This window comes from Acinetobacter sp. Leaf130 (assembly GCF_001423205.1).
Taxonomy (GTDB): Bacteria; Pseudomonadota; Gammaproteobacteria; order Pseudomonadales; family Moraxellaceae; genus Acinetobacter; species Acinetobacter calcoaceticus.
In genome coordinates, this window is record NZ_LMOE01000001.1 from 1,478,613 (window position 1) to 1,495,739 (window position 17,127).

Genomic DNA, 17,127 nt, shown 5'->3' on the forward strand with positions numbered 1-17,127 from the left:
AAATATAAATATATTATGTAATTATAAATTATTCTTGATTTTTAGTTCAGGCAACTCCAATTTCTGTCCCGCTAAATGATGTTTACAATTAAGAGAGTATTCAATAAAACCTTCTTCTATAAAATAATAACAACGCCCAATAATACTTATGCTCGGATTAAATGTTGGTTTTTCAAGACTACCATTAAAGAACCACTGACTCCCATTAGAAAAGGGATGCTCTACCGGAATATAGTGGAGATGCCCACAAGCCGGACACATATGTACATACATCCCACCCTCAAAATATTGTACTTTCATAAAGGCTCCTTTTTAAATAAAAAAGCCAACCCATAGAGCCGACTCAATCTATCCACATAAGAACACTACCTATTATTTAATTATTCGTTATATTTTTCTCTTTTTGTTTTTCTGCTTTTACTTTAACCAAGAGATATTACAAATTGATGAAGATTTTTTTAATTATGTTGTACATAAATTTTATTATGAAATGCTTTTATAAGAACACATTTAAAAACCATAGATTCTAAATAAGTTCTAAAATCATAATAAATAACTATTATATTTTACTTATAATTAAAAAATAAAAAAGTCCGTATCTTGGGAAGCTACGGACTTCAAAACTCATCTAAACAACAGCTAAGCAATTTGTCGCTTAGTGAGAAAGCACTATCTTTTTAATCTAATTAAGTTCTGCATTCCGGTCAACAAGAACACGCACTTTCAACAAAAATCAGGGTAAGTTGTGATTTATCTCACATTTATCTTATGATGGCTTAGGTTGAGAATTTTATAAAATAATATCTTATATATTATTTTCAAATACTTAATCTAACATATACCTAAAATAATGCTCTAAAATCGTATAGTGATTGATGCGAGGAATAAGCTTAAAAGATATCAACCTCTGTTCTTGATCTTTTTTACTTTCAAAATAATTTTGACTTTGCCATTTCAATTCTTCGAGTTCAAGTTCTCCACATAAAATTGTGCATGGGGTGTCAATCTGCTCTTTATGATGAATTGGGCTATATTTCAAAATATCTTCTTTTGTCAAATTCAGTGCATGATTTAAATGAGTCTTTTGTATTGGCTCTAAATCATAAATTCCACTTAATAAGACCATCTCAGATATGAGCGGATGGCCTACAACTAATGCGCCGAGATGTGCTCCAGCTGAGTGACCAACCAAAATAACCTCATCATTTATCCACTCTTGCTCTCCAATGAAATCGAAAGCTTGATGAACTTGAGTCACAATAGCTGCAATTTTACTCTGTGGTGCTAAATCATATTCCAACAGAATACATTGAATACCTTGCGCTAAAACATGGGGAGCGACAAATGCAAAATCTGATTTCTCACACCACTGCCAATATCCACCATGGATAAAGATAATGGTTTTATTCGCCTGTTCTACAGGAAATAAATCCAACGTTGATCTGGGATGAACACCATATTGAATATCTCGGATATGTCTATATTTTTGATAGCTCACCAAGCTTCTTAGCTGAAAGTCAGTCAGTATCTCATCCTCATTAGGCACAGTAGTCGCATTATCATATGGTCTCATGCTTTTCTCACTTTAAGGATTCTTCATGAGTACTTAAAGAGAGCTTGGCTGATGAGCGTTTTAAATAGTAGAAAAAGGTAAGAACGATAATTAGAGGAACACCAAATTGTAAAGTTGACTTAAATTCGTTAGTAAACCAAGTCGTAACTGTAATACTTAAAATTGCAATTAATCCCAACAAAGAAATTAATCGACTAGCAGGAACTTTAAACTTTAACTGCAAGCCTTGTTGCGCCATATTTCTTCTAAAAAACATGTGGGTAACAAAGATGCTGCCCCACGTAAACAATGCTCCAAACATGGATAGCGCAATCATGATCGGGAAAGCCGAAGCAGGATTAATCGTATAAACAATGCTCGCAATACCAATACCAACTGCAGACAAGAGTAGTGCGTTAACTGGCACCCCATTACTACTAATACGCCCAAAGAGTTTTGGTGCATCACCAGCTCGTGACAAGCTAAACAACATACGTGTTGAGATATAGAGCATACTGTTCATCGCCGATAGAGCTGCGACAATTACAATGAAGTTTAAAATACTGTCTGCATATGGAATGCCTACAATCTTCATTACCATTACAAAAGGACTAGTCGCCTCAGAACCAATTAAATCTGTCCATGGAACAAGCGCCACAATTAAAAATAAAGATAATAAGTAAAACAGAATTAACCGAATAGCCGTACTTTTAAAGGCTGTTTTAACAGCTTGTTCCGGATCTTTAGCTTCACCTGCCGCAACAGCAATCATTTCGATACTTAAATAGCTAAATATTGAAATAATGACCCCAATCCAGACCCCACTAAAGCCGTGGGGAAAAAAGCCACCATGCTCAGTTAAATTGGAAATGACTTGCCCAGTTCCTTCATGACTTTGAGTCAAGATGCCAATAGACAAAAGAATAAATACAATAATGGCAAAAACTTTAATGGTCGAAAACCAATATTCAACCAATCCAAAAGCCTTAACACTATATGCATTTACCACCAGCAAGGTCATTGAAAAAAAAGCAATCCAAATCCAAGAACCAACATGTGGGAACCATAATTTCATATAGTCAGCAACTGCTGTGATTTCTGTGCCCACGGCTAATACAATACATGCCCAATAGCAATAACGGACTAAAAACCCCGCAAGTGGACTAATATAATGTTCTGCATAGGCTCCGAAGGAACCTGAAGTGGGATGTTGAACTGTCATTTCAGCTAAACAAGCCATGATAGCAAATGCAATTAAACCACCAATGGCATAGCTTACAATGACTGCTGGGCCAGCAAAGCTGATTGCAAACTTGCTTCCCATAAACAGCCCTGTACCAATCGCTCCACCAATTGCAATCATTCCCATTTGTTTTGCGGATAATTTCTTATGTAAGCCCGCTTCTCTATTTTGTATTTCATCAAAGCTACTCATAGGCCCTCCTAGCCTTTTGCTGATTTTGATTCCTGAATATCAGGTCACTTCGCCTCTAACCAGATAACGCTCATTTTTCCATTCGTTATTCAACATAATCTGCTTAAGATGCTGTACAGCATTCCAAACATCTTCAAAACCTAGATATAGGGGAGTAATTCCAAAACGTAATACTTCTGGCTCTCGGTAATCACCGATCACGCCTCTGGCAATGAGTGCCTGAATAATTTCATAGCCATATTCGTGGCGATAACTCACATGGCTACCACGATATTGATGAGCCAAAGGTGTAATAAGTTCAAAACCAAACTGTGCACATTCCTGATGAACGAGTTGAATAAACAAATCGGTTAATTTGAGTGATTTCTCGCGTATTTGTTGCATATCCACTTGCAAGAAAATATCGACTCCGCATTCAATCAAACTCATAGAAATGATGGGCTGAGTTCCACATAGGTAACGACGGATACTATTGGCCGGCTCATAATGCTGTGCCATATCGAATGGCTTCTTGTGACTCCACCAACCTGATAAAGGTTGCCAAAACTGGTCACGATGCTTTCGATTTACCCATAACAAAGCTGGAGAACCTGGGCCACCATTTAAATATTTATAAGTACATCCAATCGCAAAATCACTATTACTCTGGTTTAGATCCATAGGAACTGCACCAACTGAGTGGCATAAATCCCAAATAATCAAAGCATCTTTAGAGTGAATTTGTTGATTAATAGATGCCATATCATAGAAATATCCGGTCCGATAATTCACATGAGAAAGTACAACTACTGCTACGTGCTTTTCTAATACCCGTGATAAATCATCTACGCCATCAATCAATTCAACTTGATAACCTTGGTGAATTAAATCAATGAAACCCTCAATAATATAAATGTCTGTTGGGAAAGCATCTTTTTCCGCCACAATAATTTTACGTTCTGGAAATTTTTCGGCTTGAATTTTTACCGCAGCTGATAGAACTTTAAATAAGTTCAGAGTAGTAGAGTCAGAAATAACAACTTCACCCTGCTCTGCACCAACAAGTTTAGCTACTTTATCGCCAAGTCGAGTAGGTAAACCCCACCAATCTGCTTTGTTCCAGCTATTAATTAAGTCCTCTCCCCATTCTTGGGAAATAATATGCTGAGCGACATCTAATGATTTCTTCGGTCTCGCACCTAAAGAATTACCATCTAAATAAATCACTTCTTTTGGAAGCGCAAATTCCTCTTTAAATTTTTTGAGTTCATCTTCCTGATCCCAATAGAGACACTGTTCATGAGTAATCATTTGTTATTTAACCTATTTCAACATTTCCTTTGTTTTTGAATTTTATCATGGCAATTCTTACGATTTATTCGATAATATTTGATTAAAATCTTTAATTTTCGTATAAAATTCTAAATATAATTAAAAAATACGGATGAAGTTCTAAAATGAATGTAGATGCAATCGATCTAAAAATCTTAAAGCATTTGCAAGATAACGCTCGGTTAAGTAATCAAGAACTTGCCGATCTCGTTAATCTTTCAGCATCGGCTTGTCATCGACGCGTTAAAATTTTAGAGACAAATGGAGTAATTGAAAAATATCAGGCAAAAGTCAATTATGAAAAATTAGGCATAAAAATTGAGGCAATTGTTGAAATTAAACTTGCACAATTAACCGAAAACGATCACAACTTTTTTTTAAGTCAGATCAAAAATTTTGATGAAGTCATTAATGCTTATATTATTACAGGCGAATCTAATTATGTTTTACACGTTGCGACTAAAGATTTGAATTCGTTTTCCCATTTTGTCATTAATACCTTAAACAAAATTAAAGGTGTCGTCAGTATTAATTCCAAAATCATTTTACAGAAGATTGTGCAGAAACCGCTTTAACCTTCTTATGAAAAAGTTATCGTTTATTAAAGAGTTATTCTATGATTGAAACTGAACGTCTAATCCTAAGACAATGGAAAGAAAGTGACTTTGAACCTTTTATCAAAATGGGCCTAGATCAAGACGTCATGCAATTCTTCCCAAGCCTCCTAACACCTCAAGAAAGTCTTAACTTAATCCAGAAGATTTCACTTCTCATTGATGAAAATGGTTGGGGCTTTTGGGCAGTAGAGTTAAAAGAAAGCCATCAATTTATCGGGTTTATTGGTTTACACAACCAACCTGAGCAATTTGATTTTTCTCCATGTGTCGAAATTGGTTGGAGACTTGCAAAAGAATTCTGGAAACAAGGTTATGCTACCGAAGGAGCAAAAGCAGTTTTAGACTATGCTTTTAATGTACTTAATTTAGATAAAATCGTTTCGTTCACAGCTACTCTTAATAAACCATCTCAAGCTGTAATGGAGCGCATAGGAATGCAAAAAGTTAAAAACTTTGATCACCCCAAAGTCCCCCTCCATCACGAATTAAGAGCACATTTTCTTTATGAAATATCTTGTGAAAGAAATACCTATTCATCAAAATCATAACCAACAGAGGTTGAATACTCCCAATATTCATTGATTTTAGTTGCTATTTCTTCCTTCTCCATACTGGTGAGCACATAGAAGAGTTTAGCCTCTTTATTTTTTCTTAAGATTAATAAATTATAGTAATCATATTCAGGACCATTAAGTCCTAAATTAGGCTGCCACTCACCTTCATTTATTTGAGTTTCACAGTGTTTCTCAGCTTTATAGTGCCATTCCAATTTATAAGTATCGAGGCCATCAGCAGCATTAATGACTATGCCATCATTGGCTCCTCCAATAAATCCAATTTTCATTGCCTTCTCTAAATTCTTATTAGGATAATTTTCAATATAGCGCTAATTGAGTATTCTTCAATTTATATATTGTTTATCAAAAAGTATCGTATGTAACTATAATTAGAGAAAACTATTAGATAATCATTTGGATTTCTAATTTAGAAGATGCTGACTATTGTTTTACTCCAAATAAAGGAAGAATTTTCTACTAAACTGTTTCATTATTATTTTTTGTTTTGCAAACTTCCGCGTTATAATTTCAAACCATTTATCTTCCCTATCCATACCATTAATCTATACAATTTTTAGAAAAATTAATGGATGGAGCTTTGAATTAATTTATGATTTTAAAAGGATATATGGTAGATGTGTCTTAAAAAGTTTGCTTTGAATGATTTTGGAGATATTTAAAAATATGTCTAAAATTGTAATGTTTGACATGGATGGTACGCTATTAGACTTAGCTTTTGATGACTTCATTTGGAATGAATGTCTCCCCATGAGACATGCGCAAATACATCAAATTCCCCTCGCCGAGAGTAAAAAAAAGCTATATCAGTTTTATCAATCACATCGGCACACTCTTGTTTGGTATTCATCAACCTATTGGACTAAAACAGTAGGCGTTGATGTGCTCAAATTACAACAAGAATTTCAATCTAAAATCCAAGCACGCTCGGGCTGTCTTGAGCTTCTACAGCAACTTAAAGAACTAGGATACACCTGTTGGCTAGTGACTAATGCTGACCGCCCTAGCTTACGCTTAAAACTCGATAATATTGCAATCGAACATTTTTTTGATGTAATCATATCAAGTGAACAAGTTGGTTATGCAAAAGAAGATATTAATTTTTGGAAAGAACTCCAACGATTACACTCCTTCAATCCAGATGAAACAATTTTTATTGACGATACGACTCCCGTGTTAAAAACAGCAGAAAAATTTGGTATTAAACACTTGTTTACTATCTCACAGCCCTCAAGTCTAAATGTTATAAGACAGCATCAGGAACTAGAATATAAAGCACTAGATCGACTTACAGAGTTGCTGTCTATATTGAATCAAATTGATAGAAAGGATAACGATGTCAAAATTGCGTGAAGACGATGCTGTAGAGACCATGCGTGTTGACAAATGGTTATGGGTTGCTCGTTTTTTTAAAACTCGTTCAATTGCTAAAGCAGCAATCGAAGGAGGTAAAGTACATCACAACAATGAACGTGTAAAAGTTTCCAAAGAAATTCGAGTGGGAATGGAGCTTATTATTCAGCAAGGGTTTGATAAAAAAACTGTTGTGATAAAAGCGCTTTCTAATACACGTGGCCCAGCGCCAGTTGCACAGCAACTTTATGAAGAAACCGAAGTGAGTATTGCTAGACGGGAGTTGATTGCATCCCAACGAAAATTGCATAATCTAGCTCGACCTGACCATAGACCGGGTAAAAAGGATCGTCGACAAATTATTCGGTTTAAACAGGAGAATGATCAAAATTGGTCATACGATGATGAATAAAAACGTCGAGTTGTGTCGCACACACACATACAACACATAGAAGCTATAGAAAAAATCTGTCACTATTAACCTAGTGAAACAAGTTGAGATTCAATGCATCCACTTGGGTTAAACGTGATGAACATAGAGTATTGAGGTTTTTGAGATGGATGAGAATAAAAGCAAAGCATTACAAGCCGCGCTAAGTCAAATTGAGAAACAATTTGGCAAAAATACGGTGATGCGTCTCGGTGACAACACTGTTCAAGCTGTTGAAGCTGTATCTACAGGCTCTTTGACTTTAGATATTGCATTGGGGATTGGCGGTTTACCAAAAGGCCGTATTGTTGAGATTTATGGTCCAGAATCTTCTGGTAAAACCACAATGACTCTACAAGCGATTGCACAATGTCAAAAAGCTGGCGGTACTTGTGCATTTATCGATGCAGAGCATGCATTAGATCCACAATATGCACGTAAACTCGGTGTAGACATTGATAACCTGCTTGTATCACAGCCTGATAACGGTGAACAAGCTCTCGAAATTGCGGATATGCTAGTTCGTTCTGGCGCAATTGATATGATTGTTGTCGACTCAGTCGCTGCACTTACCCCTAAAGCAGAAATTGAAGGTGAGATGGGTGACTCTCATATGGGCTTACAAGCTCGCTTAATGAGTCAGGCACTTCGTAAAATTACTGGTAATGCTAAACGCTCAAACTGTATGGTTATTTTCATTAACCAGATTCGTATGAAGATTGGGGTAATGTTTGGTAGCCCTGAAACCACGACTGGTGGTAACGCATTGAAGTTCTACGCTTCTGTACGTTTAGATATCCGCCGTATTGGTCAAGTAAAAGAAGGCGATGAAATCGTCGGCTCTGAAACTCGAGTTAAAGTTGTTAAAAACAAAATGGCTCCTCCTTTCAGAGAGGCTCTTTTCCAAATTCTCTATGGTAAAGGCACAAACCAGCTAGGCGAACTTGTAGATTTAGCTGTACAGCAAGATATCGTACAAAAAGCAGGTGCTTGGTATTCATATCAAGGTAATAAAATTGGTCAAGGTAAGAACAATGTTATTCGCCACTTTGAAGAGAACCCTCAAATGGCTGGAGAGATTGAACGTAATATCCGTGAACAACTGTTAACAACAGGTACTAATACTGCTCAAGTTGAAGATGAGGAAGAAGCTGATCTTTTATTAGAATCTTAATTGCTCATTCTTCATAAAACGCCCTTCGGGGCGTTTTTTTACAAGGGAATCCTAATATGTTCAAAAGAACTGAAGAACAGTCTCAACAACGAACTCCGCTTACTGGCCAGCGTTTACGCTCATATGCATTTGCTTTACTAACTCGCCGAGACTATTCAAAAGCAGAACTTACTGAAAAATTGACTCGTTATGCTCAGAACCCAGAAGAGGTTAAGCAACTCGTTGAAGAGCTATCTGAACAAAATTATCAAAGTGATCAACGTGTTGCTGAACAAATGCTTGCTAGCCAAATTCGTAAAGGTAGAGGACCAAAACGCATTCAACAAGCTTTAAAAACCAAACAGCTTGAAAATGATTTAATTGCAGATGAAATTCATGATATTGATTGGGTAGAGCAAGCGTATGAGCTCAAAGTGAAAAAATTTGGTGAAGAAGTGGAAAAAGATCCAAAGCTTAAAGCAAAACAGATTAGATTTTTACAATATAGAGGATTTGATTTAGATGTAATTATTAAAGCAGTCCAACGGAAAGTGGACTAATAAGAAGGGTGGCAGCCCCACTAGCAAAACTTCGGCACATCATAGATCTGCTACCGTTGCTACCTTCCGGTCCTGGCGGGGTTCACAGAGTACAATTGCGAAGCCACCAGCAGGGCTACCATTGCCAGACAAAGTATAGAGATTTTTAAAAGAGTTGCAAGCCTTCTTCCCAGTTTTAAGCAAGTTTATGTTTCGATTGATTAATTCATCAGCAAAAATACATAACTTTCTATTCTTCTCTCTCCTTTATTCTTTCTTGTATCTTATTTTGGATAAAATATGCTTGAAGATTGTAAACTATTCTTGCATTTATATTGTTAGCTGTTTTAATTGCATTAACCAATTAAAACCTTAGATAGTTAAGTGAATAGTTTATATATTCCTTTCTCAAGTTGGCTTTTACATAAAATTATGGACCTATACTCATGCGATTGATGAAGCATTCTTTATTATTTATTGCCTTAATGAGCACTACCTCTCTCTATGCCAACATTCCAATTGAGTCTCGCGGTTTAAGCCAAAGTGGTGGCAATCCAAGTAACACTTCTTCTAATAATGTTTCGGTACCTAGTAATTTAAACTGGGAGTTAATGCAAAAAAACCAACAATTAGAGAATGATGTTCGTGCCTTACGTGGACAATTAGAAGAGCAATCAAACGATATTGAACAATTAAAAAAAGATTTATCTAATCGTTATACTGACCTAGATCAACGTTTAGAACTACTTAATCAGAAAGTTGATCCAGAAAGTGCACCATCAGATAATCCTGCAAACAGTGATACTCCAGCTACGGCAAGCACAGAAACCTCCACAGCAGATAATAAAGTAGTAAATGCCACTCCAACAAGCAGCCCCTCCTCCACTCCTCCTCCACAACCAGAAGCGTCTCAACCACCAGCACAAAATCAATCAAACCCAGTAGAGCTTGAAAAGGCTGCTTACACTGTAGCTTTAGATGCCTATAAGCAAGGTGGCGCAAAAAAAGCCATCGCTCCAATGCAAAACTTTATTAAAAATCACCCAAATAGTGTTTATACGGGAAATGCTTACTTTTGGTTAGCTGAATTTAATTTAGCAACTGATCCAGTAAACTACAATGAGGCAAAAAAGAACTACAATGTAGTAGCAACTCAATATCCAAATTCTAGTAAAGCTCCTCGTGCTCTTTATCAACTCTATAGCATTGCTAAAGATGTCGATAAAAATACAGCTTCAGCAAACCAATATAAAACTAAAATTTTAAGTCAGTATCCAAAATCTGAAGAGGCTAAATTTTTTAATAAATAATAATTTTAAGCAAAAAAAGACACTGCATATTGCAGTGTCTTTTTTTAATATATTGTCTTAGCGCACAATACCACGTTCTGACTGTTCAACAGAGTCAATTAATAATTGAGCTTCAGGAACATTCGGAAGAATATCATTTTTAATCTGCTCAACAGCTTGAACAGAGGTAAGCCCTGATTTAAAAATTAACTTATAAGCCTCTCTGAGACCTTGAATTGTATTTTTAGACCAACCCTTTCTACGCATTCCTTCGATATTAATACCAAATGCATGGGCTGGGTTACCAGAAGCCATAACGTAAGCTGGTACATCCTTTAAAATTAGTGATGCTCCACCCACCATACTGTAAGAATCGATTTTACAGAATTGATGAATGCCAGAATTACCACCAATAATGATGTGATCACCTATATGTACGTGTCCGGCAACACCAACATTATTCGCGAAAATATTATGATCACCAACAATACAATCATGTGCAATATGTGTATTAACCATCAATAGGTTATGACTTCCTATTTTAGTTAAAGCATTATCTTGCACAGTTCCTCTATGTAAACTGCAATGCTCACGAATTAAATTATGATCACCAATCTCTAACCAAGTTTCTTCACCTTGATATTTCAAGTCTTGGCAAACTTCACCAACACTTGCGAACTGGAAAATCTCATTATTTTGACCAATTTTGGTAAAACCACCCACTACGACATGTGAATGTAGCTTAGTACCCGCACCAATCGTTACATTTGGACCGATAACGCAATAAGGTCCTATCTGGACATCTGGAGCAATCACTGCAGATGGATCAATAATGGCCGTAGAATGAATTAAGTCGTGATTGCTCATGCCTGCTCTGTTTTTTGGTGTGAAATCATAATTTCAGCGGTTGTTGCTACAATACCGTCAACGGTAGCCGTACAGTTATATTTGTAGATACCGCGTTTTTGCATTACTAATTCAGATTTTAATACAAGTTGGTCACCGGCAACTACTTGTTTTTTAAATCTAACTCTTTCCGCACCAGCAAAGAGGAATAAAGAACCAGGTTTTGGCGTTTCATTGTTCATAATAAACCCTAGAACGCCTGAAACTTGAGCTAATGCTTCTACAATTAGAACACCAGGCATAATTGGATATTCTGGAAAATGTCCCTGTAGGAACTCTTCATTGATAGACACATTTTTATAGCCAACAATACTATTGTCAGTAACTTCAGTCACACGATCAACCAATAAGAATGGGTAACGATGCGGCAAATATTGACGAATCGTTTGAATCTGCATTGGTAATTCAGGGATGGCAAATTTAGGTGTAGTTGACTCGGTCATAATATTCTATTTACGCAAATTAAAGGTTGATTCAAGAGACTCTATTTGAGCTTGTATATGATCAAGTCGTTTAGTGATTTGGGTCAATGGCACATCTGCTAATTGTCGCAAGCGTACAATTGTCTTTTTCCAATGACTATTTTCAAACAATCCAATTCCTGAAGAGTAAGTTCCAGCTTCAGAAATATTTTTTGTGACCATTGACATTCCTGTCAAAGTCACATTATCGGTAATAGAAAGGTGTCCTGATACACCGCAAGCCCCTGCTAGAATACAGTTTTTGCCAATTTTAACACTACCAGCAATTCCGCATTTAGCAGCGATAGCTGTATTTGAACCAATATGAACGTTATGCGCGATTTGCACAAGGTTATCAATAATTACCCCATCTTCCAAAATTGTGTTGTCGAGTGCACCTCGATCAATACTACAATTTGAACCAATACGAACATCATTACCAATAATAACTGAGCCCAATTGAGCAATGCGATGCCACTTTCCTTGATATGGCGCAAAGCCAAAGCCTTCACTACCAATTACAGTACTTGCGTGAACTCGCACACGATCAGATAATTTAGATTCACCAGTAATGGTGACATGAGCATCAATAAAACAATCTTTTCCAATTTCCACATTATCATCCAGTCGAGTATGAGACTGAATAATCGTGTTATCACCTACGACACAATTTTCGCCAATTACGACGTAATGACCAATATATGCTGTTTCAGAAATGATCGCCGAAGGATGAATTTGAGCCGTACTTTCTATACCTACCGATGTGTTTTTTTTATCAAAAACATGAGTAAGTATGGCAAAAGCTAAGTAAGGATTATCAACAATAATAAAGTTTTGTTTATCAGGAAGCTGTTCTTTAATAAGGCTTGTAACAATGTACGCACCTGCACGGCTAGCCTTTGCTTGATCAATATACTTTTCGCCATTCACAAAAGCAATTTGATGAGTTTCAGCATTTTCTAAACTTGCTAAGTTTATAAACTGAAGACTACCCATACCTACTAGCTCACCATTTACGAGGTGAGCCAGTTCATCTAAACGATAATGTTGCACTTTCATTAATTTATTTCATTGAATTAACCTTTTGTATCATTTTATCAGTTAAATCATATTTAGCGTCATAGGCAACGGTTGAATTTTTATTCAAAACGAAGTCAAGATTATTTTCTTTTCGTAATTGTTCAGCTGCTTGCTTCACACGACTCTCAAAAGTTGAGTTCATTCCTTGCAAACTAGTTTGAACTTTAGACTGCAAACCTTGTTGAGTCGAGTTAAATTCATTGAGTTTTGTTTGATATTGCGCTTGAAGCTTTTTAATATCATCTTCTTTCATTTTTTGCCCTTGAGTTTGGGCTTGACGCTGAAGACCTTCTAACTCTTTGCCCAACTGCTCAAGACGAGTTGTTGTAGGTTTAACTGATTGATTTAAACTTGCGTTTTGTTGTTTCAAATAAGCACTGTTTTCAACAACTTTTGCAAGATCAATAACACCATAACCCGCAGCGTTAGTCATAGCAGAAACTGTCAGACCTAGTCCTAACATTAATATATTTAATTTTTTCATTTAAGTTTGTGTCCTTATTTCATGTTTAGTCAAGTCGTACTTAGAAAGTACGACCGATTTCAAACTGGATCTCTTTGGTTTCATCACCAGGCTTATCATTGAGAGGGAATGCATAGCTAAGAGATAATGGCCCAATCATAGTGATCCATGTAAATCCTACACCCACGCTATAACGCATATTGCCTAAATCAAAACCGTAGTTATCTTCACAGTATTTTTTAGCATCTGCTATTTGCTGCCCATTCATAATCATAGAATAAGAGCCAACATCACACTTAGTATCAAATACTTGACCACCTTCAGCAAAAATGACTGGTCGTACTTGGCGAGTCCAGTCCCCTTTGAAAGGTAACGGTAAAGCTAATTCAGTACCAAATTGTACTAAAGCGTTACCCCCAACTTCTTCTGGAGAAGGGTCATTAGTTTTTGTTTCTTGTAAATTTACACTTGCATACTTAGGACCTAAGGTACTGTTATCATAACCACGCACAGAACCATAACCACCTGCATAGAAGTTTTTATAGAATGGTAAATCATTACCATAGCCAAGCTTACCGTAACCACGTAATACGAAACCAGTATTACTAATTGGCCAGAATGCCTGTGCATCATAAGTTGCTTTTTGATAGTCAACATCACTACCAGGCAAACCAATCTCAAGACCTACACGATGTGACATACCTGAAGTAGGGAAAATAGGACGATTTAAGGTATTGTATGACCAACCTAAATTTAAGTTATATGTAAAGAACTCACCCTCAAACGCATTATCATATTGTTCCTCTCGGACCTTACATTCCCCCTTCTCGGTATCATACTGCGACTCACCATTTAAGGTTGGACAATATGAACCCTTACTTGTTGCTTTACCACCATTTGCTAACAAATAATCACGCACATAAGTAGAGACATAAGGACCAGTCGTTACTTTAGTATTATCAATACCTAAAGAGGCACTTAGGCTTTGGTTTTCGTCAATTGGGTAACCAAAACTTAAACTACCACCAAAACTATCGGTAACATAGTTATTAACGTTATAGTCATCATTTAGCTTTGTTTTACGGTAATAAACGTTATAACCACGGCTTACACCATCAATAGTGAAGTAAGGGTCAGTAACACTTAAGTTATAGTAGTCTTGAGTTTCAGAGCGAGATAAATCGATCGAAACACGATTACCTGTTCCCATAAAGTTAGTTTGACTCAAACCTGCCTGGAATGTGATACCACCACTTTGTGAGTAACCTACAGCTAATGTTGTAGTTCCCGAGTGCTGTTCTTCAACATTTACGTTTAAATCCACCTGATCTGGTGAGTTTGGAATACGAGCTGGTTTAATATCAACTGTCTTAAAGAACCCTGTACGCTCTAAACGAACCTTAGACAAATCAATTTTTTCATTACTCGCTAAAGCGCCTTCCATTTGACGCATTTCACGACGTAATACTTCATCGGCAGTTTTACTATTACCTGTAAAGTTAATACGACGTACAGTAACTTGCTGACCTGGGTTTACATAGTAATTTAAGTCAACAACACCTGTGTCATTATTAATTTGTGGAACAATATTCACATCTGCAAAGTAATAACCAGCATTACCGTATTTACGCAATAACAATTGCTTAACAGCATTCACTTTTTCTTGTGAATAAGTATCGCCATCTTTATAGATTTTTAAAGCTTGTAATTCTTCAGGCTTGTAAAGTGCATCACCTAAAAACTTGGTTTGACCAAATTTAAACTGACTGCCTTCTTCTACAGCAACTTCAATAAAGATGTTCTTTTTATCTTCACTAATATTAAGCTGTGAGTTATTGATATGAAAATTGATATAACCTTTATTGAGATACATCGCACGCAAAGCTTCAAGGCTCGCTGCCATTTTCTCTCTAGCATAACGGTCATTACGCGTTACAACAGAAGCCCAACCACTTTCTTTAACTGCAAAGGCTTGTTTAATTTCGCTGTCTTTAAAAACAGTATTACCAATAATATTGATATTAAAAACTTTAGCGGCTGTACCTTCATTAAAATTTAATTTAAGTTCAACACGGTTATTTGGACGAGCGATCGTATCAACAGTTACATCTGCATCATAACGACCCTGCTGGGTATATTGCTGCTCTAATTCAGTTTCAATTGTTTGCAAAGCCGATTTCTTAAAAACTTCGCCTTCAGCAATTCCCATTTTTTTAAGGCCTTGCTCTAAAGCCTCTTTAGGAATAAGTTTATTACCCTTAAATTCAAGCTTTGAAATAATTGGGCGCTCTACGACATTAAAAACTAAAGTATCGTTATCTCTTGATGCTTTAATATCGTCAAAAAGTCCAGTGGCATACAATGTTCGAATTGCTTCTGCGATCATCGGTTCATTAACGCGATCGCCACTGTTGATTGGCAACATAGTATAAACATTTGCAGGAGTAAGACGGACCAACCCATCTACGCGAATATCTCGAACAACGAAATCATCAGCTGCATATGCTTGTTGTACCGCCGCCATAGCGCTAACAAGTGCCAAAGGCATTAAAAAATGTGTGTGCCGCATGCCAGTTTTTTCCAGTAAGTTATAAGTCCATATACGTTTACAAACGCATAAAATCATTAAATAAAGCCAAAAGCATCATACTACCGAGCAGTACCATACCAATTTTTAGACCAAACATTTGTATTTGTTCAGAAACAGGCTTCCCTCGAATAGCTTCAATAATGTAATAAACAAGATGTCCACCATCTAGCATTGGAATTGGTAATAAATTTAAAATTCCAAGACTTACGCTCATTAAAGCCATAAATGAGATAAAAGTCTGCCATCCCATTTCTGCACTTTGTCCTGCTACTTTCGCGATTGTAATTGGTCCAGAAAGATTCTCTAAACCAATTAAACCCTTAACCATTTTTACTATTGAACTCAATATCATGCTAGAGATCTGACCAGTTTTATCTAGTGACATCTCAAAAGCTTGTATTGGAGTATATTGAATTGTTTGCTTATATTCGTCAGGAATTGTAATTTTTCCTGCATCACTTTTCACGCCCAAAACACCGCTCACTTGCCCCATGTTATCCTTTTTCCCTTGAGGCATGACTTGCAAATGAACTAATTGACCATTACGTAAAACATCAATATTGAGTAATTTTTCTGGAGAATGTTGCACTATCTCTACAACATCAAACCAGTCTTTCATTGCTTGACCATTAATTGAAACAATACGATCGCCTACTTTCATTCCTTGACGAATTGCAGCTCCATCTTGAGTCAATTCAGTGACAAAAGCAGGAATAACAGGACGATATGGTAAAAAACCTAACACATCTAAAGCTGATTCATTCTGATTTTTTAAGAAGTCTTTAATCGGTAAAACAATATTTTTTTCAGTACCCGCACGGTCTACATCAATATTTACACTACCCGTTTCACCTACACGATCAATCAAAGCAAAGTTAAGTTTTTCCCAAGTTTGCGTTTCTTTTCCATCAACCGCAATAATCTTGTCACCTACTTGCATTTGTGCAGTTGCTGCTGGTGAGTTTGGTATGACTTTACCAACTCTAGTGTTTAGTTGTTCTTGTGCTGGTAAAAATAAGATCCAGAAAAGTAAGACAGCAAAAATCAGATTAATTAATGGGCCAGCTGCAACAATTGCTATACGTTTCCATGGTTTTTGACGGTTAAATGCATAAGGTAAATCCTGCTCTGCAACATTACCTTCACGCTCATCGAGCATTTTGACATAGCCGCCCAATGGTAAAGCTGAAAGCTGGTATTTGATTCCAGATTTTTTTGATGTCCATTTGAGTAAGGTAGGACCAAAACCAATCGAATATACTAAAACCTTAACACCTAGTTTTCGTGCCACCCAGTAATGGCCGAACTCATGGATTGCAATTAAAGGACCAAGTAAAAGAGCTGCTGCTGCAATCATAAATAATGCGCTCATT

The 17,127-nt window shown here is 36.4% G+C and carries 18 protein-coding genes and 1 other RNA gene; 7 read left to right on the top strand and 12 right to left on the bottom strand.

Translation table 11 applies throughout. The features are described from left to right. Positions 1-21: 21 nt before the first annotated feature. The 4 genes from ASF86_RS06435 to kynU all read right to left on the bottom strand — a co-directional run bounded on the left by ASF86_RS06435 (position 22) and on the right by kynU (position 4,277). Positions 22-300: a DUF6527 family protein gene (locus ASF86_RS06435; protein WP_056480589.1), complete on the bottom strand. Its 279-nt coding sequence runs from the start codon at positions 298-300 to the stop codon at positions 22-24. A gap of 526 nt (positions 301-826) precedes the next feature. Further along, the gene (locus ASF86_RS06440; RefSeq protein WP_056480592.1) at positions 827-1,573 is read right to left on the bottom strand and encodes an alpha/beta hydrolase; all 747 of its coding nucleotides are present in this window, start codon (positions 1,571-1,573) and stop codon (positions 827-829) included. A 7-nt stretch (positions 1,574-1,580) separates the two neighbouring features. After that, positions 1,581-2,987 carry an amino acid permease gene (locus ASF86_RS06445; protein WP_056480593.1) on the bottom strand — a complete coding sequence of 469 codons (1,407 nt, stop codon included), beginning with the start codon at positions 2,985-2,987 and terminating at the stop codon, positions 1,581-1,583. Between the two features lie 39 nt (positions 2,988-3,026). Next, positions 3,027-4,277, bottom strand: coding sequence for a kynureninase (gene kynU / locus ASF86_RS06450; protein WP_056480598.1), 1,251 nt, complete (start codon positions 4,275-4,277; stop codon positions 3,027-3,029). Between the two features lie 146 nt (positions 4,278-4,423). Here kynU and gigD point away from each other — a divergent pair, with 146 nt between their 5' ends. Together gigD and ASF86_RS06460 are read left to right on the top strand one after the other, a co-directional pair. Then, positions 4,424-4,873 (top strand): Lrp/AsnC family transcriptional regulator GigD, encoded by a 450-nt coding sequence (gigD, locus tag ASF86_RS06455; RefSeq protein ID WP_005040015.1) that lies wholly within the window; start codon positions 4,424-4,426, stop codon positions 4,871-4,873. Positions 4,874-4,914: 41 nt separating this feature from the next. Then, on the top strand, positions 4,915-5,463 hold the full coding sequence (locus tag ASF86_RS06460) for a GNAT family N-acetyltransferase (protein ID WP_056480601.1): 549 nt from the start codon (positions 4,915-4,917) through the stop codon (positions 5,461-5,463). Here the strand turns inward: ASF86_RS06460 and ASF86_RS06465 are convergent. Beyond that, positions 5,445-5,759, bottom strand: coding sequence for a hypothetical protein (locus tag ASF86_RS06465; RefSeq protein ID WP_056480604.1), 315 nt, complete (start codon positions 5,757-5,759; stop codon positions 5,445-5,447). The two genes, ASF86_RS06460 and ASF86_RS06465, sit on opposite strands and share 19 nt — an antisense overlap. 397 nt (positions 5,760-6,156) lie before the next feature. Here ASF86_RS06465 and ASF86_RS06470 point away from each other — a divergent pair, with 397 nt between their 5' ends. From ASF86_RS06470 to ASF86_RS06485, 4 genes are all read left to right on the top strand, one after another. Further along, positions 6,157-6,843 (top strand): HAD-IA family hydrolase, encoded by a 687-nt coding sequence (locus tag ASF86_RS06470; RefSeq protein ID WP_056481773.1) that lies wholly within the window; start codon positions 6,157-6,159, stop codon positions 6,841-6,843. Further along, positions 6,827-7,255, top strand: coding sequence for an RNA-binding S4 domain-containing protein (locus tag ASF86_RS06475; RefSeq protein ID WP_045431059.1), 429 nt, complete (start codon positions 6,827-6,829; stop codon positions 7,253-7,255). Before ASF86_RS06470 ends, ASF86_RS06475 begins: the two co-directional genes overlap by 17 nt. 145 nt (positions 7,256-7,400) lie before the next feature. Next, positions 7,401-8,447 carry a recombinase RecA gene (gene recA, locus ASF86_RS06480; RefSeq protein WP_005040004.1) on the top strand — a complete coding sequence of 349 codons (1,047 nt, stop codon included), beginning with the start codon at positions 7,401-7,403 and terminating at the stop codon, positions 8,445-8,447. Positions 8,448-8,503: 56 nt separating this feature from the next. Beyond that, on the top strand, positions 8,504-8,986 hold the full coding sequence (locus ASF86_RS06485) for a regulatory protein RecX (RefSeq protein WP_056480607.1): 483 nt from the start codon (positions 8,504-8,506) through the stop codon (positions 8,984-8,986). Between the two features lie 15 nt (positions 8,987-9,001). On the opposite strand, the gene ffs is transcribed toward ASF86_RS06485, so the two are convergent. Next, positions 9,002-9,098: signal recognition particle sRNA small type (ffs, locus tag ASF86_RS19100), an RNA gene on the bottom strand. Positions 9,099-9,411: 313 nt separating this feature from the next. On the opposite strand from ffs, the gene ASF86_RS06490 reads away from it, so the two are divergent. Continuing rightward, a complete protein-coding gene (locus ASF86_RS06490; RefSeq protein ID WP_056480608.1) occupies positions 9,412-10,275 on the top strand; it encodes a YbgF trimerization domain-containing protein in 864 nt (287 codons plus the stop codon). Positions 10,276-10,332: 57 nt separating this feature from the next. Here ASF86_RS06490 and lpxA read toward each other — a convergent pair whose 3' ends face one another. Genes lpxA through rseP form a run of 6 tightly spaced genes read right to left on the bottom strand, consistent with a single transcriptional unit; the run spans position 10,333 to position 17,126 of the window. After that, the gene (lpxA, locus tag ASF86_RS06495) at positions 10,333-11,121 is read right to left on the bottom strand and encodes an acyl-ACP--UDP-N-acetylglucosamine O-acyltransferase (RefSeq protein ID WP_003652175.1); all 789 of its coding nucleotides are present in this window, start codon (positions 11,119-11,121) and stop codon (positions 10,333-10,335) included. Then, the gene (fabZ, locus tag ASF86_RS06500) at positions 11,118-11,603 is read right to left on the bottom strand and encodes a 3-hydroxyacyl-ACP dehydratase FabZ (protein ID WP_003652176.1); all 486 of its coding nucleotides are present in this window, start codon (positions 11,601-11,603) and stop codon (positions 11,118-11,120) included. Before fabZ ends, lpxA begins: the two co-directional genes overlap by 4 nt. 6 nt (positions 11,604-11,609) lie before the next feature. Further along, positions 11,610-12,680, bottom strand: a complete 1,071-nt coding sequence (lpxD, locus tag ASF86_RS06505) for a UDP-3-O-(3-hydroxymyristoyl)glucosamine N-acyltransferase (protein ID WP_056480611.1) — start codon at positions 12,678-12,680, stop codon at positions 11,610-11,612. 4 nt (positions 12,681-12,684) lie between these two features. After that, positions 12,685-13,185, bottom strand: a complete 501-nt coding sequence (locus ASF86_RS06510; protein ID WP_056480614.1) for an OmpH family outer membrane protein — start codon at positions 13,183-13,185, stop codon at positions 12,685-12,687. 40 nt (positions 13,186-13,225) lie between these two features. Next, entirely contained in the window at positions 13,226-15,733 is a 2,508-nt protein-coding gene (bamA, locus tag ASF86_RS06515) for an outer membrane protein assembly factor BamA (RefSeq protein WP_056481776.1), read from the bottom strand. 37 nt (positions 15,734-15,770) lie between these two features. Beyond that, a complete protein-coding gene (rseP, locus tag ASF86_RS06520) occupies positions 15,771-17,126 on the bottom strand; it encodes an RIP metalloprotease RseP (RefSeq protein ID WP_056480617.1) in 1,356 nt (451 codons plus the stop codon). Position 17,127: the final 1 nt, after the last annotated feature.